Here is a 23562-nt window from a genome sequence, read left to right as displayed (position 1 = left end):
AGCCACGATCGTGCCGGGCTTCTCGCACACCATCGATGCGCCCTACGCCGACAGCCACACCAGCCTGGCATTGCCGTTGCCGCCGTTGGCAATGGCCCGCCAGCAGCAGATCCCTGGCGACAGCTGGCAGGTGCTGCGGGTGCAGCGCGGGCAGACCCTGAGCGACCTGTTCGACAAGGCCGGCATCTCCGCCAGCACCCTGCACCGGGTGCTGGACCATCCGGGTGCGCGCGAATCGCTGACCAAGCTGCGCCCGGGTGCCGAGATCGCCTTCGACATGCCGCTGTCCGGTGACCTGCGCAGCATCCGCTTCGACCGCGATGCCGACAACCGGGTCGAGCTGAGCCTGAGCGGCGATGACATCAAGGAAAAGGTGACCAAGCGCGAGACGTCCACGCGGACGGTGGTCACCAGCGGCGAGATCACCAGTTCGCTGTATGCGGCTGCACGCCGCGCAGGACTGTCGCCATCGGCGATCGCGACGATGACCGACGACATCTTCAAGTACGACATCGACTTCTCCAAGGACCTGCAGCCGGGCGACCGCTTCAGCGTGGTGATGGATGAGACCTGGCGCGAGGGCGAGAAGGTCGATACCAGCAAGATCCTGGCGGCAACCTTCACCACCGGCGGCAAGACCTATTCCGGCTTCCGCTTCGACCGCAACGGCAAGTCCGAGTACTACGACATCAATGGCCGCTCGCTGAAGAAGAGCTTCATCCGCATGCCGATCCCGTTCGCGCGGCTGAGTTCGACCTTCGGCGCGCGCAAGCACCCGGTGCTGGGCAAGATGCGCATGCACAAGGGCGTGGACTACGCCGCGCGTACCGGCACGCCGATCATGGCCGCCGGCGATGCGCGGGTGCAGTTCGTCGGCGTGCAGCGCGGTTACGGCAACGTGGTGATCCTCGACCACGGCCGCGGCCACACCACCCTGTACGGGCATATGTCGCGCTTTGCCGGAATCAAGAGCGGCCAGCGCGTGGCCCAGGGCACGGTGATCGGCTACGTCGGCTCAACCGGCCTGGCCACCGGCCCGCACCTGCACTACGAATTCCGGGTCAACGGTGAGCACCGCAATCCGCTGACGGTGACCATGCCGCCGCCGGAACCGCTGAAGGGCGCCGAGCTGGCAGCCTTCCGGGCGCAGACCGCGCCGGCGATGGCCCGCATCCAGGGCATGGAGAAGCTGATCTACGCCGACGCCAGCCCTGCCCCGGCTGCCGACAGCGCGACCACTGAGGTGGCCAGCGCCAAGGAAAAGGCGCCGGCAGGCCGCAAGCGCGGCTGATCCACGCGTTGACGAAGGAGGACACGGCAGCACAAGCTTGCCGTGTCCTTTTTTTATGCCCGCCATGAACCCCACTGCCGATCCGTCCCTTCCCCTTTATCTGGGCCTGATGTCGGGCACCAGTGCCGACGGCATCGATGCCGCGCTGGTGCAATTCCCGGCCGACGGGGGCTGCCGCTTCGTGCACGGGCTGACTGCCCGCTGGGAGCCGGTGCTGCGCGCGCGTCTGGTAGCCCTCGGCGAGGGCGGCCCGCTGCAGTCGCTGGAGGAGCTGGGCGAGCTGGACGCGCGGATTGCGATCAGCTTCGCCGCCGCCGCCAACCAGCTGCTGGACGAGGCCGGTGTCGACCGTTCGCAGGTGCGGGCCATTGGCTCGCACGGGCAGACCGTGCGCCATCGACCGTTGGCCGAGCCGGCCTTCACCCTGCAGCTGGGCGACGGCAACCGCATCGCCGAACTGACCGGCATAACCACGGTGTGCGATTTCCGCCGCCGCGACGTTGCCGCCGGCGGCCACGGGGCGCCGCTGATGCCCGCCTTCCACCTGGGCATGCTGGGTGCGGCCGATGAAGACCGTGCGGTGCTGAACCTGGGCGGGATCGCCAACTTGACGCTGATTCCGCGCGAAGGCGTGGTGCGTGGCTTCGATACCGGCCCCGCCAACGCGCTGATGGATGCCTGGTGCCAGCGCCACACCGGGCGCAGCTTCGACGCTGACGGTGCCTACGCGGCCAGTGGTGCGGTGGATGACAGCCTGCTGGCCGGCTGGCGTGCGGACCCGTGGTTTGCGCTGCCACCGCCCAAGAGCACCGGGCGCGAGCAATTCCACCTGCCGTGGGCCGAAGCGCACATGGAGGAAGGCCAGTTTGCTGCCGCCGATGTGCAGGCGACGCTGCTGGAGTTGACCGCGGCGACGGTGGTGGATGCGCTGCTGGCCCAGCAACCGCACACCCGACGGGTGCTGGTGTGCGGCGGCGGGGTGCGCAACGCGCAGTTGATGCGACGGCTGGCGGCGCGACTGCCGGGCGTGGTGGTCGAATCCACGGCACTGCACGGGCTGGACCCGGAGTATGTGGAGGCGATGGGGTTTGCCTGGCTGGCGCAGCGGACGATGGACGGGCTGGCGGGCAACCTGCCGAGCGTGACCGGGGCGACGGGGCCGCGGATTCTCGGGGCGATCCATCTGGCGTGAGGTGACGCCATCCACGCATGGCGTGGATCTACTGGGCAGTCGGGCTAGTCGAAGCCTTGCCCTGCGGGAAGCGCCTGCAGTGCGGCGATCGCGTCGGACAGGGCGTCGACTTCGGGGTCGCCGAAACCGGAGCGGACCTCCAGTTCACTACTGAACAGGCCCTGCTCCAGCAGGACCGCGCAGGTTTGTTCATGGGTCCAGCCTCGGGCCACCGAGACCCGTTTGATGCGTTCCAGCAGCAGCGGGTCCAGGTCCCGCAGCACTACGTCGGCCATGCTCACTTCCCCGTTCGCAAGGCACCGCCCCCTCGGCGCGTCGGGGCGATCATCCCGCACGCCGGGGGCGCCGGCAACTGTCAGGTCACGGCGCGTCGGCGCTGCTGCAGAATCAGCATCGCGCACAGGATCACCACCGGGATGGCCACCAGGGCAGTACCGATGAAGAACAGCGCATAGCCTTCCAGCAGCGTGCGGCCCTGTGCGAGGGTCTGTACCGACCAGCCGGAAAAGCCCTTCAGCGCCTTGCCGGGCATCGCGTAGAACGAGCTGAGCAGGGCGTACTGGGTGGCGGTATAGCCGATGCTGGTCAAGCTCGACATGTAAGCGATCAACGCGGTACCCGCGAAACCGCTGGCGAAATTGTCGATCGCCATCGCGACAGCAAAGTGGGTGGTATCCGGCCCCGAATAGGCCAGCCAGGCGAAGGCGAGGTTGGAGGCCGGGCCAAGCACGGCGCCAGCCAGCAGCGCTGCCAGCACGCCCCAGCGTACGGACACCAGGCCAGCAGCGGCGATGCCGATGAAGGTGGCCACCAGGCCGACCGAACCACGCACGGCACCCACAGTATCCCCGTCCAGGCCGAGATCGACGTAGAACGGATTGGCCATCGGCCCCATGACGAAGTCGGCCATGCGGTAGACACTGATCGCCACCAGGATCAGGATCGCGCCACTGCGATGCTCGCGTACGAAGGCCACGAACGGGCCGACCACTGCATCGAACAGGCCGCGCGGCGTCCACAACGAGGCGGCCTGCGCCTGCACTGCCTGGATCTCGCGGGCCGGCTCGCGGGCCATGACCACCGCCACCACGCCCAGGGCCATCAACGCGGCCATCAACTCATAGGACACCTGCCAGCCGACGCGGGCGGCGATGATCAGGATCAGGGCATCGGTGACCAGCAGCGCTGTGCGATAGCCCAGCGCCGAGGACGAGGTCAGCAGGCCAAGCTGTTCACTGTTGTCGGCGCTCTCGATGCGCCAGGCGTCGATGACGATGTCCTGGGTGGCCGAGGCAAAGGCCACCACCACGGCCATCGCGCCAAAGACCACCACATGTTCCCAGGCGATTCCCAGCAGCAGCAACTGGCCGCCCTTGGGCTGGATCAACGCCATGCCGACCAGGCCCACCGCAGCGACGATCTGCGACAGCAGCATCCAGCCGCGACGACGCCCCAACCGCCCGAACAGTGGCACGTCGGCCTTGTCGACGATCGGTGCCCACAGGAACTTCATCGTGTAAGCCAGACCCACCCACGACAGGAAGCCGATGGTGCTCAGCTCGATGCCTTCCTTGCGCATCCAGAAGCCAAGCGTGTTGCCCACCAGATAGATCGGCAGACCCGAGCTGAAGCCCAGCAGCAGCATCGCCAGCACCTTGCGCTGGCGCAGGTTGGCCAGCACCTGCCGCCAGGAACGGCGCGGCTTGGCAGCCTCGGTCACAGGTCGTAGTCCACGATGAACGGTGCGTGGTCCGAGAAGCGCTGGTCGCGGTAGATCGAGCAGCTGCGCAGGCGGTCACGCAGGCCCGGGGTGATGAACTGGTAGTCGATGCGCCAACCGACGTTGTTGGCACGGGCGGCACCACGGTTGCTCCACCAGGTGTAGTCCTCACCGGTCGGGTTGAGCAGGCGATAGGCGTCGGCCCAGCCGCGACCGCTGGCCACATCGGTGGCCTGGCCGTGGTCGGCGCACAGGGCATTGAGCCAGTCGCGCTCTTCGGGCAGGCAGCCGGAGTTCTTCTGGTTGGACTTCCAGTTCTTGATGTCCAGCGCCGAGCGGACGATGTTCCAGTCGCCACACAGCACATAGTCGCGGCCGCTGCGCGCCCATTCCTCGAGGATCGGCCGCAGCCACTCCATCACTTCGAACTTGAAGCCCTGGCGCAGGTCACCCGAGCTGCCGGACGGAATATAGAAGGAGACCACGCTGAGGTTGCCGAAGCGTGCCTCGATGTAACGGCCTTCGTCGTCGAAGGGCGCCCAGCCCAGCGAGGTGATGACCTGGTCCGGTTCGCGCTTGCTGTAGATCGCCACGCCGCTGTAGCCCTTCTTGGTGATGGCATCGCGGTAGAAGCAATGGTGGCCGTCCGGGCGGAACATCGGGTCGGTCAGCTGGTCTTCCTGGGCCTTGGTCTCCTGGATGCAGAGGACGTCGGCGTCCTGGCCACGGAACCAGTCGAGGAAGCCCTTGGTGGCGGCCGAACGGATGCCATTGGCGTTGAAGCTGATGATGCGCATGCGGAAGAACCTACGGCGGGAAACCGGGCAAGCATACCGGTTGCCTGCCGGGCTGAGCAGCCCGCGGGGGCAGCTGCCGATACCCGCGTGAAGGCGGCGGACGAGCGCAGAAAGTCCAGCTGGATTAGGATTTGCGCTCCAAATGAAGATGAATCGAGTTTTGATGAGCGACCACCGTCACCGTTTCCTGCAGCTGGCCCTGACCGCCGATGCCCTGCGCTTCGGCCAGTTCACCCTCAAGTCCGGCCGGCTGAGCCCCTATTTCTTCAACGCCGGCCGTTTCGACTCCGGCTCCCTGCTGTCGCAGCTGGGCGCGTGCTATTCCGACGCCATCGACGCCACCGGGATCAAGTACGACGTGGTGTTCGGCCCGGCCTACAAGGGCATTCCGCTGGCCACCGCGATGGCCTGCGAGCTGGCCCAGCGCGGCCGCGACCTGCCGCTGTCGTTCAATCGCAAGGAAGTGAAGGACCATGGTGAAGGCGGCCAGTTGATCGGCGCCGACATGACCGGCAAGCGCGTGCTGATCGTCGACGACGTGATCACCGCCGGCACCGCCATCCGCGAAGCGCTGGCGATCATCCGCGCCGCGGGCGGCATTCCGGCCGGCATCGTGGTGGCCCTGGACCGCCAGGAGATCGCCTCGGACACCGACCATCGCTCGGCCGCGCAGGCCGTGGCTGAAGAAGCCGGCATCCCGGTGATCGCGGTGGCAACGTTGGCCGACCTGCTTGATTTCGCGTCCGGAAATCCGGAACTTGTAGGCTACCGGCAGCCGCTGGAGGCCTATCGCGCCCAGTACGGCGTCCGTTCCACGCGCTGACCATCAGGGGGAAGGCCGCATGTTCCGAGTTCCTGCCATCGTTGCTGTCAGCCTGCTGCTGGCGATGCCGCAGACGCTGCTGGCACAGTCCGGCGGCAAGGCTGCAGACAAGAAGCTGTACTGCTGGAACGAGGGCAAGGAGCGGATCTGCAGCGATGCGCTGCCGGCCGATGCGGTCAACCACGCCCGCGATGAGTTCAGCGCCAACAGCGGCCTGCGCAATGCGCAGGTGCAGCGCGCGTTGAGCGATGAGGAACGCGCTGCCGCCAGCACGGCGGCGGCGCAGGTCCAGCTGGACCAGATGGCCGAGCAGACCCGCCAGCGCACCGAACAGGCGATGCTGACCACCTACGGTGATGAGAATGCGCTGCGGCGCGTGTTCGCCGAGCGCCAGGAGGTGCTCGACAACAACCTCAAGACCGCCCAGTACAACGTGGCCAGCCTGCGCGATTCGCTGGTGGCCCTGCTTGCTGCCGCCGGTGACCGCGAACTGGCCGGCGGCAAGGTTGCCGACAAGCAGGCCCAGGCGATCGCCCAGCGCCATGCGCAGTTGAAATCGCAGCAGCGGCTGCTGATCAGCTTCGAACAGCAGCAGCAGGCATTGAAGGTCGAGATCGAAAGCAGCCTGCAGCGCTATCGGCAACTGAAGGGATTGGCGCCGGAGGCGGCTCCGGCACAGACCCCGACGAGTTGAGCACCGCGCTGCCGGCCGCGCATGGCCCGGCGCTAGCGGATGCCGGGTTACGACCTGGACCCTGAAATTTATGCACTCTTTACGCGTCGGCCCGGTCCGGCGCGTAGTGCGTTTATGGGGGTGGGGACGACGATGGCCGCCTGAGGTGGAGGGGTTCCACCAGGTCTCAAATTCCATGTCCCCCTGGCTGTCGTTGCTGTGTGGCGTGCTGGTGCTGGTTGCCGCCGCCTATCTTCTTTATGTCGTGCTGCGGCCCGAGTCGTTCTGAGCGGAGCCTGCCATGACTGAAATTCTTGCCATTCTTGCCGCCAGCCTGCTGCTGGCCTGGCCCCTGGGCCTCTATCTTGCCCGGGTGATGCGCGGCACGCCGATGAAAGTCGACGTGCTGTTCCACTGGATCGAAAAGCCGCTGTACAAGGTGCTCGGCGTCGATCCCTCACGTTCGATGTCGTGGCGGGGCTACGCGTTGGCGTTCGTGCTCAGCAACGTGGTGATCGCGGCGCTGACCCAGGCCGTGTTCATGACCCAGGCATGGTTGCCGTTGAATCCGGACCAGATCCCGAACATGCGCTGGGACACGGCGCTGCACACGATGATCTCGTTCCTGACCAACACCAACCAGCAGCACTACTCCGGCCAGGCGCAGCTGTCCTATTTCTCGCAGATGACCGGCATCACCGGCCTGCAGGTGGTGACACCGATGATGGGCCTGGCGCTGGCGGTGGCTACGCTGCGTGCGTTGTTCTCGCGTGCGCCGACGACCGCCACTGCACCGGCCGCGGGCGATGAACGGCACGTGGCGGTGGGCAACTACTACGCCGACGTTGTACGCCTGTGCGTGCGCTTCATGTTGCCGCTGTGCCTGCTGTGGACGCTGCTGCTGACCAGCCAGGGCGTGCCCTCCACGCTCGCCGGTGGCCCGCAGGCCACGCCGATCGATGCCAGCGCCGGCATGGCGCAGCAGAAGCTGCCGCTGGGCCCGGTTGCGGCGATGGTTGCAGCCAAGCAGTTGGGCGCCAATGGTGGCGGTTGGTATGGCCCCAACAGCAGCTTCCCGCTGGAGAACCCGACCCCGGTATCGAACATGCTGGAGGTGATCGGCATCCTGATGGTGCCGATGGCGGTGATCTTCATGATCGGTGCGTTCACCGGGCGCCGTCGCTTCGGCGCGCTGGTGTTCAGCTGCATGCTCGGCATGTCGCTGCTGTCCATTGGCGCGACGGTATGGAGCGAGGGCCACAGCGCCAGTGCGGCCACGCCGCTGCTGATGGAAGGCAAGGAAGTACGCTTCGGCGCCGATGCCACCGCGCTGTGGGCGGCGGTGACCACCCAGGTCTCCAACGGCTCGGTCAGCGGCATGCACGATTCGCTGAGCCCGCTGTCTGGCGGCCTGGCGATGGTCAACATGCTGGTCAGCGCGATCTGGGGCGGCATCGGCTGCGGCCTGCAGCAGTTCATCGTGTATCTGCTGCTGGGCGTGTTCCTGGCCGGGCTGATGACCGGCCGTACACCGGAACTGTTCGGCCGCAAGCTGGAAACACCACAGGTGCGCCTGCTGGCCCTGCTGGTGCTGCTGCAGCCGATCACCCTGCTGCTGTTCACCGCGATCACGCTGGCCGTGCCAGGTCTGGCCGGTACCTCCAATCCCGGCTTCCACGGCATCAGCCAGGTGTTCTACGAGTATGTCTCGGCCTACGCCAACAACGGTTCGGGCTTCGAGGGCCTGGGTGACGCCACGCCCTGGTGGAACCTGAGCTGCTCGCTGGTGCTGCTGCTGGGCCGCTTCCCGCTGCTGATCATCCCGCTGGTGGTGGCCGCGCAGCTGGCCGCCAAGCGGCAGGCCCCTGAATCGGCCGGCAGCCTGCAGATCGAAACTCCGACCTTCGCCCTGACCCTGGTCTCGGTGATCGTCATCCTGACCGTGCTGCAGTTCATGCCGGCGCTGGTACTCGGCCCGATCGCCGACCACCTGAGCCTGGGACTGCACTGAGGACACCCCCATGAGTAGTCACGCAACCGCAAACCGTTCCTCTTCCGTGGCGTCCCGCCCGGCCCTGCTCGATGCCGCCGGCCTGCGCCGCGCGCTCATCGAGGCCGTACGCAAGCTGTCGCCGATGCACTTGGTGCGCAGCCCGGTGATGGCGGTGGTGATGGCCGGCACGATCGTCGCCGCGATCATCACCCTGACCGGCAACGCGCCACTTGGCTTCGGCCTGGCGGTGACGGCGATCCTGCTGGTCACCGTACTGTTCGGCAATTTCGCCGAGGCCGTGGCCGAAGCACGTGGCCGTGGCCAGGCCGCCTCGCTGCGCCGCGCCCGCCAGGACCTGGTGGCGCGCCGTCTGGCATCGGCGCAGGCCGGTGCCAGCGAAACCCAGGTGCCGGCCGCCGAACTGCGTCCCGGCGACCACGTGATCGTCAGTGCCGGCGAGCTGGTGCCGGCCGACGGCGAGATCGTGCAGGGCCTGGCCACCATCAACGAAGCGGCGGTGACCGGCGAGTCGGCACCAGTGCTGCGCGAGGCGGGTACGGATCGCTCCGGCGTGATCGGCGGCACCAAGGTGCTGTCCGACCAGATCGTCGTACGCATCACCGCCGAGCCGGGGCACAGCTTCCTGGACCGGATGATCGCGCTGGTGGAAGGCGCCAACCGGCAGAAGACACCGAACGAGATCGCGCTGACCCTGCTGCTGGCGGCAATGACACTGACCTTCCTGGTGGTGGTGGCGACGCTGCCGGCGATCGGTGCCTCGGTGGGCGTCAAGGTCGATCCGCTGCTGCTGATCGCGCTGCTGGTGTGCCTGATCCCGACCACCATCGGTGGCCTGCTGCCGGCCATCGGCATCGCCGGCATGAACCGTGCGCTGGCTGCCAACGTGCTGGCCAAGTCGGGCAAGGCGGTGGAAGTGGCCGGTGACGTCGACGTGCTGCTGCTCGACAAGACCGGCACCATCACCTATGGCGACCGCCAGGCCAGCCACTTCCATGCACTGGCCGGGATCGACGCCGACCAGCTGCGTGAGGCGGCGCTGCTCTCTTCGCTGGCCGACCCGACCCCGGAAGGCAAGTCGATCGTGCGCCTGGCCCGCGAGCAGGGCTGCACCACCGCCGAGCCGGACCAGGCCGACTACCTGGCCTTCAGTGCGCAGACCCGCATGTCCGGCGTCGACCTGCTGCACGGCCGGCAGATCCGCAAGGGCGCTGCGGATGCGATCCGCGCCCATGTGCAGGCGCTGGGCGGCACCGTGCCGGCCGAGCTGGCCGGGCGCGTGGACCAGGTCGCACGCAACGGGGCTACGCCGCTGGTGGTGGCTGAGGGGCGCCATGTGCTGGGCGTGATCGAGCTGTCGGACGTGGTCAAGCACGGCATGCGCGAGAAGTTCGCACAGCTGCGGGCGATGGGCATCCGCACGGTGATGATCACCGGCGACAACCCGCTGACGGCCGCCGCGATCGCCGCCGAAGCCGGTGTGGATGACTACATCGCCGAGGCGCGGCCCGAGGACAAGCTGGCACGCATCCGTGCCGAGCAGGCCGGTGGCCGCCTGGTGGCGATGGTCGGCGACGGCACCAACGATGCGCCGGCGCTGGCCCAGGCCGACATCGGCCTGGCGATGAATTCGGGTACGCAGGCGGCCAAGGAAGCCGGCAACATGGTCGATCTGGATTCGGACCCGGCCAAGCTGCTGGCGGTAGTGGAGGTGGGCAAGCAGCAGCTGATCACCCGCGGCGCGCTGACCACGTTCTCGCTGGCCAACGATGTATCCAAGTACTTCGCGATCCTGCCGGCGTTGTTTGCCGCCACCGTGCCTGCGATGGCCGCGTTGAACGTTATGCAGCTGTCGAGCCCGCGCAATGCTGTGCTGGCGGCGCTGATCTTCAATGCCCTGGTGATTCCGGCCCTGATCCCGCTGGCGCTGCGCGGTGTGCGCTTCCGCCCGGCCACCGCAACGGCGCTGCTGCGCCGGAACATGCTGGTGTACGGCCTGGGTGGCGTGCTGCTGCCGTTCGCGGCAATCAAGTTGATCGACCTTCTTCTTGTCCTGGTATTCGGCGCATGAACCGTTCTGACTCCTCTTCCCTTTCCCGCGAGCTGAAAAGCGAGGCGCGCATGGCCACGCTGCAGGACGGCGCCAGCTGGCGCCCGGCCATCGGCCTGGGCGTGGCCACCCTGCTGCTGGCCGGTGCGGTCTACGCCGGCATCGCCACTGGTTTCGCCGGCCTGTCCTTCCCGGCGCAGGCCGAAGGCAGCCTGCTGCGTGATGGCAGCGGCCAGGTACGCGCTTCGGCATGGCTGTCGCAGCCGTTCACCGGCGATGGCTACTTCCAGGCACGACCGTCGGCGGCCAACTACGACCCGATGGCAGCGGCCGGTTCCAACCTGGCACGCAGCAACCCGGCGCTGGCCGAACGTGTGGCGGCGAGCACCGCAGCAGTGGCCGCGCGCGAAGGCGCAACGCCCGCACAGGTGCCTGCCGATCTGGTCACCCAGTCCGGCGGCGGCCTGGATCCGCAGTTGTCGCCGGCGGCAGCACAGCTGCAGGTGGCCCGGGTGGCGCGTGCGCGTGGCCTGCCGGTGGAGCGCGTGCAGGCACTGGTGAAGGCCAACACGCAGGGCCGGCAATGGGGTGTGTTCGGCCAGCCACGGGTGAACGTGGTGACACTGAACTTCGCCCTGGACCACGCGGCACGCGCGCCGTGATGCAGGGCTGCACCCGCTGCGCGCACAATGGCGGCCATGACAGCGGCTCCCATGACTGATCTGCGGACCCGCCAGGCCAACGCCCTGGTGGAAGGCCTGCAACGCGAAGCCGGTGGCAAGCTCACCGTGTTCCTGGGCGCTGCGCCCGGCGTCGGCAAGACCTACGCCATGCTGACCCGCGCGCAGGAACAGCTGCGCCGTGGCGTGGACCTGGTGGTCGGGCTGGTGGAGACCCACGGCCGTGCCGATACCCAGGCCCTGCTGGAGGGCCTGCCGCGGCTGCCGCTGAAGGACGTGGCCTACCATGGCCACGACCTGCAGGAGATGGACCTGGACGCCGTGCTGGCGAGGAAACCAGCGCTGGTGCTGGTGGACGAGCTGGCCCATCGCAATGCGCCGGGCAGCCGCCACGAACGGCGCTGGCAGGACGTGATGGAACTGCTGGACGCCGGCATCGACGTCTGGACCACGGTCAACATCCAGCATCTGGAAAGCCTCAATGATGTGGTGATGCGCATCACCGGTGTACGCGTCAGCGAGACCGTGCCCGATGGCGTGCTCGACCGCCTGCACGACATCGTGCTGGTCGATCTGCCGCCGCGCGAACTGATCGCGCGTCTGCAGCAGGGCAAGGTGTACGTGCCCGAGCAGGCGGCACAGGCACTGCAGGCGTTTTTCTCGCCGGCCAACCTGACCGCATTGCGCGAACTGGCCATGCAGGAAGCGGCCGACCGCGTTGACAGCAGCCTGCGCGAGGCCCGTGCGGCCCGCGGTGAGAGCAATCTGCCGCTGCGTCGCGGCGTGCTGGTGGCGATCGATGGCGGCGGTCAGAGTGAATATCTGGTGCGGGTGGCGCGACGCATCGCCGAGCGCCGCGATGCACCGTGGACGGTAGTGACGGTGCAGGGACGCCGCCAGGACGAAGCGACCCGGCGCGAGATCGATGCGGCCTTCGCGCTGGCCCGCCGCCTGGGTGGCGAAGCCGAGCTGCTGCACGGCTCCAGCATCGCCGATGCATTGCTCGACCACGCCGCGCACAACGGCGTGTCCACGCTGGTGCTGGGCCGTACCCGCGAGCGACCGCTGGCGCGGATGTTCAACCGCACCCTCACCCAGCAGCTGATCCAGCGCGGCGCGCACTACGAGATCACCATCATCAGCACGCCGCAGGCGCGTGCGCGTTCCCGTCGAGAGGGCCTGCTGCCACCGATGCGCGGGGTCAGCCACGAGCCGTTGCAGGCCCTGATCGCCACCGCCCTCGCCTGCGCGGTGGCATGGCTGGTCGAACGCTGGGTGGGCATGGCCGATCTGTCGATGGTGTTCATCGTGGCGGTGGTGCTGGTGGCCGCGCGTACCCGCGCCAGTGTCGCGGTGATGGCGGCGATCCTGTGTTTCCTTGCCTACAACTTCCTGTTCATCGCGCCGCGCTTCACCTTTGCCATCGGCGCGCGACAGGGCGTGATCACCGTGTTCCTGTTCCTGGCGGCGGCGCTGGTGGCCGGACGCCTGGCGTCGCGCCTGCGCATGCAGGTGATCGCACTGCGCGCAGCCAACCGCCATGCACGCGCACGCCAGCAGCTGGGCCGGCAGCTGGCCAGTGCGGCCGGCAACGGTGAAGTGGCACAGGCCGGCCGGCATGCGCTGGAACAGGCCATGGACGTACCGGCCTGGCTGCGGATCGGCGCCGATACCGCGACCGGTGGCCGCAGCCTGCCCGGTGATACCGATCTGGCGGCGGCCGACTGGGCCCTGCGCCATGGCCAACCCAGTGGCCGCTTCACCGATACCCTGGCCGGCGCGCAATGGTGGTTCCTGCCGCTGCTGGACGGCGAAGACCGGGCGATCGGCGTGGCCGGCCTGTACCTGCCGGGTGCGCAGGCGCGGCTGCTGCCCGAACAGCGCCAGCTGGCCGAAGCGATGGTCGATGACATCGCCCAGGCCGCGCTGCGCACGCGCCTGGTGGCCGAGCTGGAACAGGCGCATGTGAGCAACGAGACCGAGCGGCTGCGCTCTGCCCTGCTTTCCTCGGTGTCGCACGACCTGCGTTCGCCGCTGGCAGCGATGATCGGCTCAGCCGACAGCCTGGCCAGCTACGGCGCGGCGATGGATCTGGCCGACCGCCGCGCCTTGCTGGACACCATCCTGGTCGAAGGCGAGCGCCTGGACCGCTACATCCAGAACCTGCTGGACATGACCCGGTTGGGCCACGAGGGCCTGAAGATCAACCGCGACTGGATAGGCGTGGACGAGCTGATCGGTTCGGCGGCCCGTCGCCTGCAGCGCTACCAGCCGAAGGTGCGGCTGGAGCTGGATATTCCGGCGACGCTGGCACCGATCTGGGTGCATCCGGCACTGGTCGAGCAGGCGGTGTTCAATGTGATGGAGAACGCTGCCAAGTTCTCGCCGGCCGATGCCGCCGTGCAGGTGCTGGCGCGCGAACTGGATGGTCAGCTGCGTATCGACGTGATCGATGCCGGCCCCGGCATTCCCGACGACGAGCGCGCGCGCATCTTCGACATGTTCTACAGCGTCGAACGCGGCGACCGCGGCCGCCACGGCACCGGCCTGGGCCTGACCATCTGCCAGGGCATGATCGGCGCGCATGGCGGCAGCGTGCAGGCGCTGCCCGGACGCGACGGTCGCGGTACCCTGATCCGCATCACCCTGCCCCTGCTCAAGCCAGTCTCCCACGATGAGTCCGACACCGATTGACACCAGCGCACCGGCCCCGCGCGTGCTGGTGATCGACGATGAAACCCAGATCCGCCGGTTCCTGGACATCAGCCTGCGCGCGCAGGGCTATCAGGTGCGCCAGGCCGCGACCGGCCAGGAAGGCCTGCAGATGGCCGCCAGCGAGGACATGGACCTGGTGATCCTGGACATCGGCCTGCCGGACATGGAAGGTCATGAGGTGCTGGAGCAGCTGCGGCAATGGAGCCAGGTGCCGGTGATCATGCTGACCGTGCGTGCCGGTGAAACCGAGAAGGTGCGTGCACTGGACAACGGCGCCAACGACTACGTGACCAAACCTTTCGGTACCCAGGAGCTGATGGCGCGGGTGCGGGCACTGCTGCGCACACGCAGTGTACCGACCGATGGCACGCCGCCGGTGTTCGACGATGGCCACCTGCACGTGGACCTGGTGCGCCGCGAAGTGGCGATCGATGGCGAACTGGTGGCGTTGACCCGCAAGGAGTACGCGTTGCTGTCGCTGTTGCTGCGCAATGCCGGGAGAGTGGTGACCCAACCGCAGATCCTGCAGGAAATCTGGGGACCCACCCACCAGCACGACACCCACTACCTGCGCATCCTGGTCGGCAAGCTGCGGCACAAGCTGGGCGACTCGGCGCTGGATTCACGCTACCTGTTCACCGAACCGGGTGTGGGGTTGCGGTTCAAGGGGTGAGGTGTGCCGACCAACGGTCGGCACCCACCAGACAAGTAGATCCACGCCATGCGTGGATGGACATCCATTGAAGAGCATCCACGCATGGCGTGGATCTACCGTGTCGACAAAGGTCGACACCTACCAACAGCAGCACAGAGCGCCGTTCCGACAGATCGCGGAAATCTGTCGGAGGCGGGGTGGGTCCGGTTGCGGGGGTGTCCGCGGCATGGATGCCGCGGCCAAGCCCCCGGGGTGAGGGAGGGCGCTTTGCTTGCGAAGCACTGCTTCGCAAGCGCCCGAACGCCCAGCCGCTAGCGGCTGGGCCGGTCTGGGGGTTCACGCGCCCCCGCACTCCGACACCGCCCCACCATCCCACGGAATGCCCGCCGTTGCTGTTGCTCCGGCTGCTGCCTTGGATTCGGCGGGTGCCGGGTGGCAGCCCGGCACTGCCTCAGAATCCCAACGGGGTGTCGCCCAGCACCGGCTGCAGCTGGCTGCGGAACAGTGCCTGGATACGTTCCAGTGCCGCTTCGTCGTTGCCTTCGAAGCGCAGCACCAGCACCGGCGTGGTGTTGGACGCACGAACCAGGCCCCAGCCGTCGGCGAAGTCCACCCGCAGGCCATCGATGGTCGACAGGCGACCGCCCACGTACGGGTTGTCCGGCGACTGCGCAGCGGCCACCAGCATCGCCACCAACGCATGCGGGGTTCCCTCGGCCACCGGCACCTTCAGCTCCGGCGTCGCCACCATTTCCGGCAGTTCGGCCAGCACGTCGTCCGGCGTTTCTTCGCGCTGGGCCAGGATCTCCAGCAGGCGTGCAGCGGCGTACAGACCATCGTCGAAGCCGAACCAGCGCTCCTTGAAGAAGAAGTGGCCGCTCATCTCGCCCGCCAGTTCGGCGTCGGTCTCGCGCATCTTCGCCTTCATCAGCGAGTGCCCGGTCTTCCACATCAACGGGCTGCCGCCATTGCGCAGCACGTGATCAGACAACTTGCCGGTGCACTTCACGTCGTAGATCACCATCGCGCCCGGGTTGCGCATCAGCACGTCGGCGGCAAACAGCATCAGCAGGCGGTCGGCGTAGATGATCTTGCCTTCACCGGTGACCACGCCAAGGCGATCACCATCACCATCGAACGCCACGCCGAGGTCGGCGCCGAAGCGCTTGACCGTCTGCACCAGGTCTTCCAGGTTGGCCGGTTCGCTGGGATCGGGGTGGTGGTTGGGGAAGGTGCCGTCGACATCGCAGTACAACGGAATGACTTCGGCGCCGATCGCTTCCAGCAGCTGCGGCGCGAAGGCACCGGCCACGCCGTTGCCCGCGTCGGCGACCACCTTCAGCGGGCGGTCCAGCTGCACGTCATCGGCAATACGCTGGATGTAGTCGGCGCTGACCTCGCGCTGCTGGTAATCACCCGGTTCCGCCGCCTGGACCAGACGGCCTTCGACAATGCGCTGGTAAAGGTCGGTGATCGCATCGCCGGACAGGGTCTCACCACCGATGACGATCTTGAAACCGTTGTAGTCCGGCGGATTGTGGCTGCCGGTGACCGCTACGCAGGTACCGGTGCGCAGATGGAAGGCGGCGAAATACACCACCGGGGTCGGAGCCAGGCCGATATCGATCACCGCACAGCCGGCACGCCGCAGGCCTTCGGCCAGCCCCGCCGACAGTTCCGGACCGGACAGGCGCCCATCGCGGCCGATCACCACCTCGCGCAGGCCCTGCTCGAGGGCGACGGTGCCGACGGCCTGGCCGATCAGCGCGGCGGTGCGCACCGTCAGCTCGCTGCCGACCACGCCGCGGATGTCGTAGGCGCGGAAGATGCCCGCAGCCAGTTCCCCGGCGGGAACCGGAGGCGGCGGAGGCGGCGCAGCCTCGGCCACCGCCTCGCCGGGTACCGTCGGCGGGACCATCTGCAGGCTTTCACGCAGGGTCGGGCCGTGATCGGCGTCGGCCACCGCGCTGCGCCGGCTGGGCAACGGCAGTGACTTCGGCAGTCGGCCACGGCCTACCACCAGCAGTACCGCGATGAAGGCCAGCAGCAGGGCGACAATCGCGCTGGCCAGTGCTCCCAGTCCCAGCGGGCCGGGTTCCACATTGGGCACCCCGGCGGCCAGTCGCAGCGGGGTTCCGGCCACCGGGCGCGCCATTGCCTCGGCGCTCTCGGACAGGCCGGTATCACCCTGCACCACGATGTTGTGCGTCCCCTGGCGCAGCGCCAGGAAGCCATTGCCGGGGGCATGTACCTGGTCCAGCGGCGCGGTCAACCGCAGCAGCGGCTGGCGGACATAGACCACCGCCGGTCCGACACCGGTCAGCTGCACCGGCGCGGCCAGACCCAAGCGGTTGCCGCCGCCATCGCGGACCACGCGCAGGGTTGCCTTGCCGTCGGCCAGCGCCGATTCCAGCAGGGCCAGGCGTGCGTATCCAAAGGTGGCCGCATCGGCATAGCCTGCGGCCAGGTCAGCGCCCAGCACCTCCACCTGTTCGACGCCGGTCCAGCTTTCCCGCAGCGCCAACGCGGCGCCGGCGGCATCACCGGCCTGCAGCGCCTGCTGCACGCGGTCGCCCTTCAACTGCTGCTGCAGCTGCTGCAACTGGCCGGAGGCAGCCTGCTGCAGCCCCTGCACGGCCTGGTCGCGCGCCTGTTCCAGCGCTTCCCCGCTGGCCGCCTGCCGCCACTGCTGTACCGCGCTCCAGCCGAACCAGGCCGCCAGCAGTACCAGCAGCACACCCAGCAATGGCGCGCTCCGTCCCAACGACGTTCCTCGCTGTGCTTCCCCGATGCCGCTCATCGATGTCCCCTGTCAACGCACACCGGTATGGCCGAATCCACCCGTTCCCCGCACGCTGTCGGTGAAAGTATCCACCACCTGCAGGCTGACGCGGGCAATCGGCACCACCACCAGCTGCGCGATGCGATCGCCCGGCTCGATGGTGAAGGCCTCGCGGCCACGGTTCCAGACACTGATCAGCAGTGGCCCCTGGTAGTCGGCGTCGATCAGGCCGGTGCCGTTGCCGAGCACGATGCCATGGCGGTGGCCCAGGCCCGAACGCGGCAGGATCACCGCACACAGATGCGGGTCGGCGATATGGATGGCCAGCCCGCTGGGGACCAGTGCGGTATCGCCCGGCTGCAGGGTGAGCGCGGTTTCCAGCGCCGCGCGCAGATCCATGCCGGCGCTGGCTTCGGTGGCGTAGGCCGGCAGCGGCCAGCTGTCACCGAAGCGCGGGTCGAGCAGCTTGACCTGCAACGGTTGTGGGGTGAATACGTGGGTGTTGCTTGCCTGGGTCATGCCTGAAGCCTCCGCGCGATCAGCGCCAGCAGTTGTTCGGCCAGCTCACGCTTGGAAGTAGCCGGGAATACCTGTTCGCCATCCTGCCAGAAGGCCGTGGCGGCATTGTTGTCGCTTTCGAAACCGCCGCCGCTGATGCCCACCTGGTTGGCGATCACCAGGTCCAGACGCTTGTCGACCAGCTTGCCGCGCGCATATTTCTCCACGTCGTGGGTCTCGGCGGCGAAGCCGACCACCAGCTTCAACGACTGCGTCTGCGCGGCAACCTCGGCAAGGATGTCGGGGGTGCGCACCAGCTCGATCACCAGCGACTGGCTGTCGGCGGTCTTCTTCAGCTTCTGCGCGGCCACCTGGCGCGGGGTGTAATCGGAAACGGCGGCAGCACCGATGTAGATGTCGGCCGGCAGCGCATTCAGTACCGCCTCGCGCATCTGCGCGGCAGAGCGCACATCGATGCGCTGCACGCCGGGCGGCGTCGGTAGCTGCACCGGCCCGCTGACGAGCACCACCTGGGCACCCAGCCCGGCAGCAGCGGCGGCCAGCGCGTAGCCCATCTTGCCGCTGCTGCGGTTGCCCACATAACGCACCGGATCGATGTCCTCATAGGTCGGGCCGGCGCTGATCAGCAGGCGCAGGCCCTGCAGCGCAAGCGTTTCCGGCGCCGCAGCGACGGCGGCGGCAGTGCCGTTGGCGACCAGGGCGGCGACGATGTCGCCCGGCTCGGCCAAACGGCCGGGGCCGGACTCGCCTTCGGCCAGCGGCCCATCGACCGGACCGATCACCTGCGCGCCACGCTGGCGCAGCAGGGCGATATTGGCCTGGGTAGCCGGATGCAGCCACATGCGATGGTTCATCGCCGGGCACACGGTCAGCGGCGCGGTGCTGGCCAGGCAGAGGGTGCTGACCAGGTCGTCGGCGTGGCCTTGGGCCAGGCGTGCCAGCAGGTCGGCGGTGCCCGGCGCGATCACGATGCGATCGGCCCAGCGTGCCAGTTCGATGTGGCCCATGGCCTGTTCGGCGGCGCTGTCCCACAGCGTGGTGCGGGTCGGCTGGCCGGAAAGGGCCTGGAAGCTGAGCGGCGTGACGAACTGCTGGGCGCCGGCCGTCATCGCCACCTGCACCAGCGCACCGGCATCACGCAGGCGTCGAACCAGTTCCAGGGCCTTGTAGGCCGCGATTCCGCCGCCGACACACAAGAGCAGTTTCTGGCCTTCCAGCGCGCGGATCCGCGTCGGGGAAGCGTTGGGAGAATCAGCCACCTGGAATTCCTGTGCAAACGAGGGCGTTAGCTTACCCGAAGGCCAGCAACCTCCCGGTGCACGCGGCACATAGCGGGCGGCTATCAGCACATGGACAGCCCCCAGGGAGTTTTCCGGGTTTGCTGCATGCCGATTCGGAACTTTCCTATACCTCTTCGCGTCCCCGCTTTGCAGAATCATCGCTGGCCACCCAGGTGTGCCGTTCGATTTCCCAGGAGTTCCCCGTGCAACCGCGCATCATCATTGCCGACGACCATCCGGTCGTCCTGCACGGCATCCGAATCGTGCTCGAGCGTCACCAGATGGACGTGGCCGGTGCCGCTGCCGACGGTGCTGGGCTGCTGCAGCTGCTGGTGCAGCAGCCATGCCATGCCGTACTCACCGACCTGTCCATGCCCGGCCCGGGCCCGGATGGTCCCGAACTACTGGCCGTGCTGCGCCAACGCCATCCCGACCTTCCCGTGGTGGTGCTGACCGGGGCCAGGCACCCGGGGTTGCTCGATGGCCTGCTACGCGATGGCGTACACGGTCTGGTCGACAAGAGCGCCGACTTCGCCGAACTGCCGCAGGCCCTGCATGCCGCCATGGCAGGGCAGATATTCGTTTCCGATCAGCTGCGGCGCCACCTGCAGGCCCGCGATCTGCTGTTCCCGCATCCACCGGCTGCGTTGTCGACACGCGAACTGGAAGTGCTGCAACTGCTGACCGATGGCCTGAACATCAATGCCATCGCCGACCGCAGCGGACGCAGCCCGAAGACGATCAGCCGGCAGAAAGCCGAAGCCATGCGCAAGCTGGGCCTTCAGAACAACCAGGAGCTGTACGACTACCTGCGGACCCGGCGCGACTGAGGACTTGGCCGACCCACGGGTACGGCAAGCGCTTATGGGAGCGGTCGGCGATGATCGCCATGATGGGCACCATGCCCATCCATGAATGGCCCGAAGAAGAGCGCCCCCGCGAGAAGCTGCTGGCCCGGGGTCCCACGTCACTGTCCGACGCCGAACTGCTGGCCCTGTTCCTGGGTTCCGGCATTGGCGGCCGGGACGCCGTACAGACGGCGCGTGACCTGTTGCTCGCCCACGGTCCATTGCGGGTGCTGCTGGACCGCCCCGCCCGCGAGCTGTCGAAACTCCCTGGGTTGGGGCCGGCTCGCAGCTGCACGCTGGCCGCCGGGCTGGAGCTGGCCCATCGCTACCTGGCTGCTGAACTGCAGCAGGGCGAATCGGTCGGCAACAACCCTGCCGCCGTCGGCCGTTACCTGCAGCACCGCCTGCGCGGGCAGGCCCGCGAGCTGTTCATGGTGTTGTTCCTGGACAACCGCCATCGCCTGATCGCCTGCGAGGAACTGTTCGCCGGCACCATCAACGCAGCCCCGGTCTACCCCCGCGAAGTGGTGCGCAGAGCCCTGCTGCACAACGCCGCCGCGGTCATCCTCAGCCATAACCACCCCTCCGGCGACCCGGAGCCCTCAGCCGCCGACGCGCAGATCACCGAGGAACTGCAGCGGGCCCTCGTCCTGGTCGACATCCGCCTGTTGGACCACTTCGTGGTGGGTGAAGGGCGTCCCGTTTCGTTTGCTGAACGGGGTCTTCTACCGCCGCTGCAGGCCCGTCTGGTCGGATGAGCCGCGCAGCAACAGGCGGCCACGCGTGCCCTGGCAGGCAGGCCTCGGTCAGCGTTGGGGCCGGCATCTGCGCTAAAATGGGCGATTCCGCCGCTCATTCTCACAGCAGGCCTCGTGAAAAATCTCCTCCGCGCCCTGATCAGCCAAGGCATCGAAGCCTTGCGCGCCAATGGCACCCTGCCCGTCGACTCCCTGCCGCCGGACTTCGTGGTCGAGCGCCCGAAGACCCGCGACCATGGCGACTTCGCCACCAATGCCGCGATGCTGCTGGCCAAAGCCGCGCGCAGCAATCCGCGCGCACTGGCACAGGCGCTGGTCGAGGCGCTGCCGCGCAGCGAAGACGTCAGCAAGGTCGAGATCGCCGGTCCGGGCTTCATCAATTTCCACCTGGCACCGGCCGCGTACCAGCGTGAAGCCGTCACCGTGATCAAGGAAGGCGCCGATTACGGCCGCAACCTGTCCGGCGATGGCCGCACGGTGGGCGTGGAGTATGTGTCGGCCAACCCGACCGGTCCGCTGCATGTCGGCCACGGCCGCGCTGCGGCCATCGGCGACTGCGTGGCACGCGTGCTCGATGCCAACGGCTGGAACGCCAAGCGCGAGTTCTACTACAACGATGCCGGCGTGCAGATCGAGAACCTGGCGCTGTCGACCCAGGCACGGGTGAAGGGCATCGCTCCGGACCAGGAAGGCTGGCCGGAAGGCGGCTATCGCGGCGACTACATCGCCGATGTGGCGCGCGCCTACATGTCCGGCGCCAGCGTCGACCTGGAAGGCACCCTGGTGATCGGCGCCAAGGACCCGGACGACATGCAGGCGATCCGTCGCTTCGCCGTGGCCTACCTGCGCAACGAGCAGAACCTGGACCTGGCCGCGTTCGGCGTGGATTTCGACATCTACTTCCTGGAAAGCTCGCTGTACGCCGATGGCAAGGTTGCCGAGGCAGTGGCCAAGCTGCAGGCGTCGGGCCATACCTATGAAGAAGGCGGTGCGCTGTGGCTGCGCAGCACCGACTTCGGTGACGACAAGGACCGCGTTATGCGCAAGTCCGACGGCACCTTCACCTACTTCGTGCCGGACGTGGCCTACCACCTGTCGAAGTGGCAGCGCGGCTACGAGCGCGCGATCACCGAACTGGGCGCGGACCACCACGGTTCGCTGGCGCGCGTGCGTGCCGGCCTGCAGGCGATGGAAGTTGGCATCCCGCAGGGCTGGCCGGAATACGTGCTGCACCAGATGGTGACCGTCATGCGCGGCGGCGAGGAAGTGAAGCTGTCCAAGCGTGCCGGCAGCTACTTCACCCTGCGCGACCTGATCGAAGAAGCCGGGCGCGATGCGACCCGCTGGTTCCTGATCGCGCGCAAGCCCGATTCGCAGCTGACCTTCGACATCGACCTGGCCCGCCAGCAGAGCAACGACAACCCAGTGTTCTACGTGCAGTACGCGCATGCCCGCGTCTGCAGCCTGCTGCGCCAAGCGCAGGAGAAGGGCCTGGTCTACGAACAGGGCACCGGCCTGTCCAACCTGGGCCGTCTGGCCGATGACGCATCGCTGGCCCTGATGAACGAGATCTCACGTTATCCGGAAGTGGTGGAAGCGGCCGGCGTGTCGCTGGAGCCGCACCTGGTCGCGCAGTACCTGCGCGAATTGGCACACGCGTTCCACACGTGGTATCACGGGACGCCGGTGCTGGTGGACGACGCGACCGATCGCAATGCCAAGTTGACCCTGGCCTGCGCGGCGCGCCAGGTACTGGCCAACGGCCTCGACCTCCTGGGCGTTTCCGCCCCGGAAAAAATGTAAGTCTCAGGAGACGCAGTAGACATGGCAGCACGACGCGGCAAGACACAGGCTCGGCGCAACAGCAGCCAAGGCACGCCCGGATGGGTGTGGCTGGTTGCCGGCGTGGCGATCGCCGCCGTGGTGTTCCTGGCGGCGCCGAACCTGTTCAAGGGCGAGGGCGATGGCTTCCTGCGCGCCGGTCCGCAGCCGAACCCGAACGCGCAGCCGGCACCGGTGGCCGATGGCGAAAGCGATGTCGGCACCCAGCCGGCCGCACAGCCAGCCACGCCGAAGCCGGCTGAACCGGAAAAGCCGGCGGCTACCCAGTACGACTTCTACACCCTGCTGCCTGGCAAGGAAGTGGAGATGTCCGACGCCGAACTGGCCGCCAGCGCGCGCGCCGAGGAACAGCGCCGGAGCAAGGCCGAAGCGCAGCGCGCGCAGGCCGCACTGGAAGGCAAGCCGGTGCCGGCGGTTGCGGCCGCCGCACCTGCGGCGACGGCGAGCGTTGCCAGCACCGCGCCGGTGACCGCCACCAGCCGTCCGCTGCCGACCCCGGTGAGTGAACGCCCTGCGGCAGCGACGCGAGCGACCGGTACCACCGCGCCGGCCAGCGCCGGCTCCGTTGCCGCCGCGCCCGCGGCACGCAGTGAAGCCGCGCCGGCCGCCGCCAGCGCTGTGGCAGCCCCGGCACCGGCCGACAACGCCCGCTACATCCTGCAGGCAGGTGCGTTCGGCGCTTCCGGTGATGCTGAAGCGACCAAGGCCAAGCTGGCGATGATGGGCCTGGCCGCACGCGTGGAGTCGGCGCAGATCAACGGCAAGACCGTGTACCGCGTACGCATGGGGCCCTATGGCAGCGCCGGTGAGCTTTCCGAAGCCAAGCAGAAGCTGGATGGCACCGGCCTGCAGGCGATGGCGATCAAGGCGCAGTAAGTCTGCGGGCATGAATGAAAAAGCCGGGCGTTGCCCGGCTTTTTTTTGCC

20 protein-coding genes (1 of these 20 running past the window's edge) are annotated in these 23562 nt (G+C 67.9%); 14 read left to right on the top strand and 6 right to left on the bottom strand.

What is annotated here, in order from left to right; all coding sequences use genetic code 11:
• Together WKB25_RS12595 and WKB25_RS12590 are read left to right on the top strand one after the other, a co-directional pair.
• On the top strand, positions 1–1291 hold the 3' portion of the coding sequence (locus WKB25_RS12595; RefSeq protein WP_340571041.1) for a peptidoglycan DD-metalloendopeptidase family protein. 179 nt of this gene lie to the left of the window's left edge; 1291 of the gene's 1470 nt are visible here — the last part of the coding sequence; the start codon falls outside the window, past its left edge; its stop codon occupies positions 1289–1291.
• Positions 1292–1355: 64 nt separating this feature from the next.
• Positions 1356–2483 carry an anhydro-N-acetylmuramic acid kinase gene (locus WKB25_RS12590; RefSeq protein ID WP_340571040.1) on the top strand — a complete coding sequence of 376 codons (1128 nt, stop codon included), beginning with the start codon at positions 1356–1358 and terminating at the stop codon, positions 2481–2483.
• 44 nt (positions 2484–2527) lie between these two features.
• Here the strand turns inward: WKB25_RS12590 and WKB25_RS12585 are convergent, their stop codons facing one another.
• From WKB25_RS12585 to WKB25_RS12575, 3 genes are all read right to left on the bottom strand, one after another.
• On the bottom strand, positions 2528–2758 hold the full coding sequence (locus WKB25_RS12585) for a hypothetical protein (RefSeq protein ID WP_025879428.1): 231 nt from the start codon (positions 2756–2758) through the stop codon (positions 2528–2530).
• An 80-nt stretch (positions 2759–2838) separates the two neighbouring features.
• Positions 2839–4203 (bottom strand): MFS transporter, encoded by a 1365-nt coding sequence (locus tag WKB25_RS12580; protein ID WP_340571039.1) that lies wholly within the window; start codon positions 4201–4203, stop codon positions 2839–2841.
• The gene (locus tag WKB25_RS12575) at positions 4200–5000 is read right to left on the bottom strand and encodes an exodeoxyribonuclease III (protein ID WP_099819668.1); all 801 of its coding nucleotides are present in this window, start codon (positions 4998–5000) and stop codon (positions 4200–4202) included. Before WKB25_RS12575 ends, WKB25_RS12580 begins: the two co-directional genes overlap by 4 nt.
• 163 nt (positions 5001–5163) lie before the next feature.
• Between WKB25_RS12575 and pyrE the strand changes: the two genes are divergently transcribed.
• From pyrE to WKB25_RS12535, 8 genes are all read left to right on the top strand, one after another.
• Positions 5164–5823: an orotate phosphoribosyltransferase gene (gene pyrE, locus WKB25_RS12570; protein WP_089241329.1), complete on the top strand. Its 660-nt coding sequence runs from the start codon at positions 5164–5166 to the stop codon at positions 5821–5823.
• 19 nt (positions 5824–5842) lie between these two features.
• Positions 5843–6517: a hypothetical protein gene (locus tag WKB25_RS12565; protein WP_340571038.1), complete on the top strand. Its 675-nt coding sequence runs from the start codon at positions 5843–5845 to the stop codon at positions 6515–6517.
• 175 nt (positions 6518–6692) lie between these two features.
• The gene (locus WKB25_RS12560) at positions 6693–6785 is read left to right on the top strand and encodes a potassium-transporting ATPase subunit F (protein ID WP_005407770.1); all 93 of its coding nucleotides are present in this window, start codon (positions 6693–6695) and stop codon (positions 6783–6785) included.
• Positions 6786–6797: 12 nt separating this feature from the next.
• The gene (kdpA, locus tag WKB25_RS12555) at positions 6798–8507 is read left to right on the top strand and encodes a potassium-transporting ATPase subunit KdpA (protein WP_340571037.1); all 1710 of its coding nucleotides are present in this window, start codon (positions 6798–6800) and stop codon (positions 8505–8507) included.
• A 10-nt stretch (positions 8508–8517) separates the two neighbouring features.
• Positions 8518–10578 (top strand): potassium-transporting ATPase subunit KdpB, encoded by a 2061-nt coding sequence (gene kdpB, locus WKB25_RS12550; protein ID WP_340571036.1) that lies wholly within the window; start codon positions 8518–8520, stop codon positions 10576–10578.
• Positions 10575–11219, top strand: a complete 645-nt coding sequence (gene kdpC / locus WKB25_RS12545; RefSeq protein ID WP_340571035.1) for a potassium-transporting ATPase subunit KdpC — start codon at positions 10575–10577, stop codon at positions 11217–11219. The genes kdpB and kdpC overlap by 4 nt, the downstream gene beginning before the upstream one ends.
• A 51-nt stretch (positions 11220–11270) precedes the next feature.
• The gene (locus WKB25_RS12540) at positions 11271–13931 is read left to right on the top strand and encodes a sensor histidine kinase KdpD (protein ID WP_340571034.1); all 2661 of its coding nucleotides are present in this window, start codon (positions 11271–11273) and stop codon (positions 13929–13931) included.
• Positions 13912–14625 carry a response regulator transcription factor gene (locus tag WKB25_RS12535; RefSeq protein WP_340571033.1) on the top strand — a complete coding sequence of 238 codons (714 nt, stop codon included), beginning with the start codon at positions 13912–13914 and terminating at the stop codon, positions 14623–14625. The genes WKB25_RS12540 and WKB25_RS12535 overlap by 20 nt, the downstream gene beginning before the upstream one ends.
• Before the next feature lie 433 nt (positions 14626–15058).
• On the opposite strand, the gene WKB25_RS12530 is transcribed toward WKB25_RS12535, so the two are convergent.
• From WKB25_RS12530 to coaBC, 3 genes are read right to left on the bottom strand one after another with little or no spacing between them, the layout of a single operon-like run.
• Positions 15059–17407 carry a phosphomannomutase/phosphoglucomutase gene (locus WKB25_RS12530; protein WP_340571032.1) on the bottom strand — a complete coding sequence of 783 codons (2349 nt, stop codon included), beginning with the start codon at positions 17405–17407 and terminating at the stop codon, positions 15059–15061.
• A gap of 12 nt (positions 17408–17419) precedes the next feature.
• Positions 17420–17908 (bottom strand): dUTP diphosphatase, encoded by a 489-nt coding sequence (dut, locus tag WKB25_RS12525; RefSeq protein WP_340571031.1) that lies wholly within the window; start codon positions 17906–17908, stop codon positions 17420–17422.
• On the bottom strand, positions 17905–19167 hold the full coding sequence (gene coaBC / locus WKB25_RS12520; RefSeq protein WP_340571030.1) for a bifunctional phosphopantothenoylcysteine decarboxylase/phosphopantothenate--cysteine ligase CoaBC: 1263 nt from the start codon (positions 19165–19167) through the stop codon (positions 17905–17907). The genes dut and coaBC overlap by 4 nt, the downstream gene beginning before the upstream one ends.
• Before the next feature lie 224 nt (positions 19168–19391).
• Between coaBC and WKB25_RS12515 the strand changes: the two genes are divergently transcribed.
• The 4 genes from WKB25_RS12515 (at position 19392) to WKB25_RS12500 (ending at position 23512) form a co-directional block, all read left to right on the top strand.
• The gene (locus WKB25_RS12515) at positions 19392–20018 is read left to right on the top strand and encodes a response regulator transcription factor (RefSeq protein ID WP_340571029.1); all 627 of its coding nucleotides are present in this window, start codon (positions 19392–19394) and stop codon (positions 20016–20018) included.
• A gap of 71 nt (positions 20019–20089) precedes the next feature.
• A complete protein-coding gene (radC, locus tag WKB25_RS12510; RefSeq protein ID WP_340571028.1) occupies positions 20090–20794 on the top strand; it encodes a DNA repair protein RadC in 705 nt (234 codons plus the stop codon).
• Between the two features lie 114 nt (positions 20795–20908).
• Positions 20909–22597 carry an arginine--tRNA ligase gene (gene argS, locus WKB25_RS12505; protein WP_340571027.1) on the top strand — a complete coding sequence of 563 codons (1689 nt, stop codon included), beginning with the start codon at positions 20909–20911 and terminating at the stop codon, positions 22595–22597.
• Positions 22598–22618: 21 nt separating this feature from the next.
• Complete coding sequence (locus WKB25_RS12500) at positions 22619–23512, top strand: SPOR domain-containing protein (RefSeq protein ID WP_340571026.1); 894 nt, start codon at positions 22619–22621, stop codon at positions 23510–23512.
• The last annotated feature ends 50 nt before the right edge of the window (positions 23513–23562 follow it).

Origin of the sequence: Stenotrophomonas sp. G106K1 (assembly GCF_037969685.1) — a bacterium.
In the GTDB taxonomy this organism is placed as follows: domain Bacteria; phylum Pseudomonadota; class Gammaproteobacteria; order Xanthomonadales; family Xanthomonadaceae; genus Stenotrophomonas; species Stenotrophomonas lactitubi.
The sequence above is the reverse complement of the archived record's forward strand: the minus strand, read 5'-3'. Positions and strand labels throughout refer to the sequence as shown.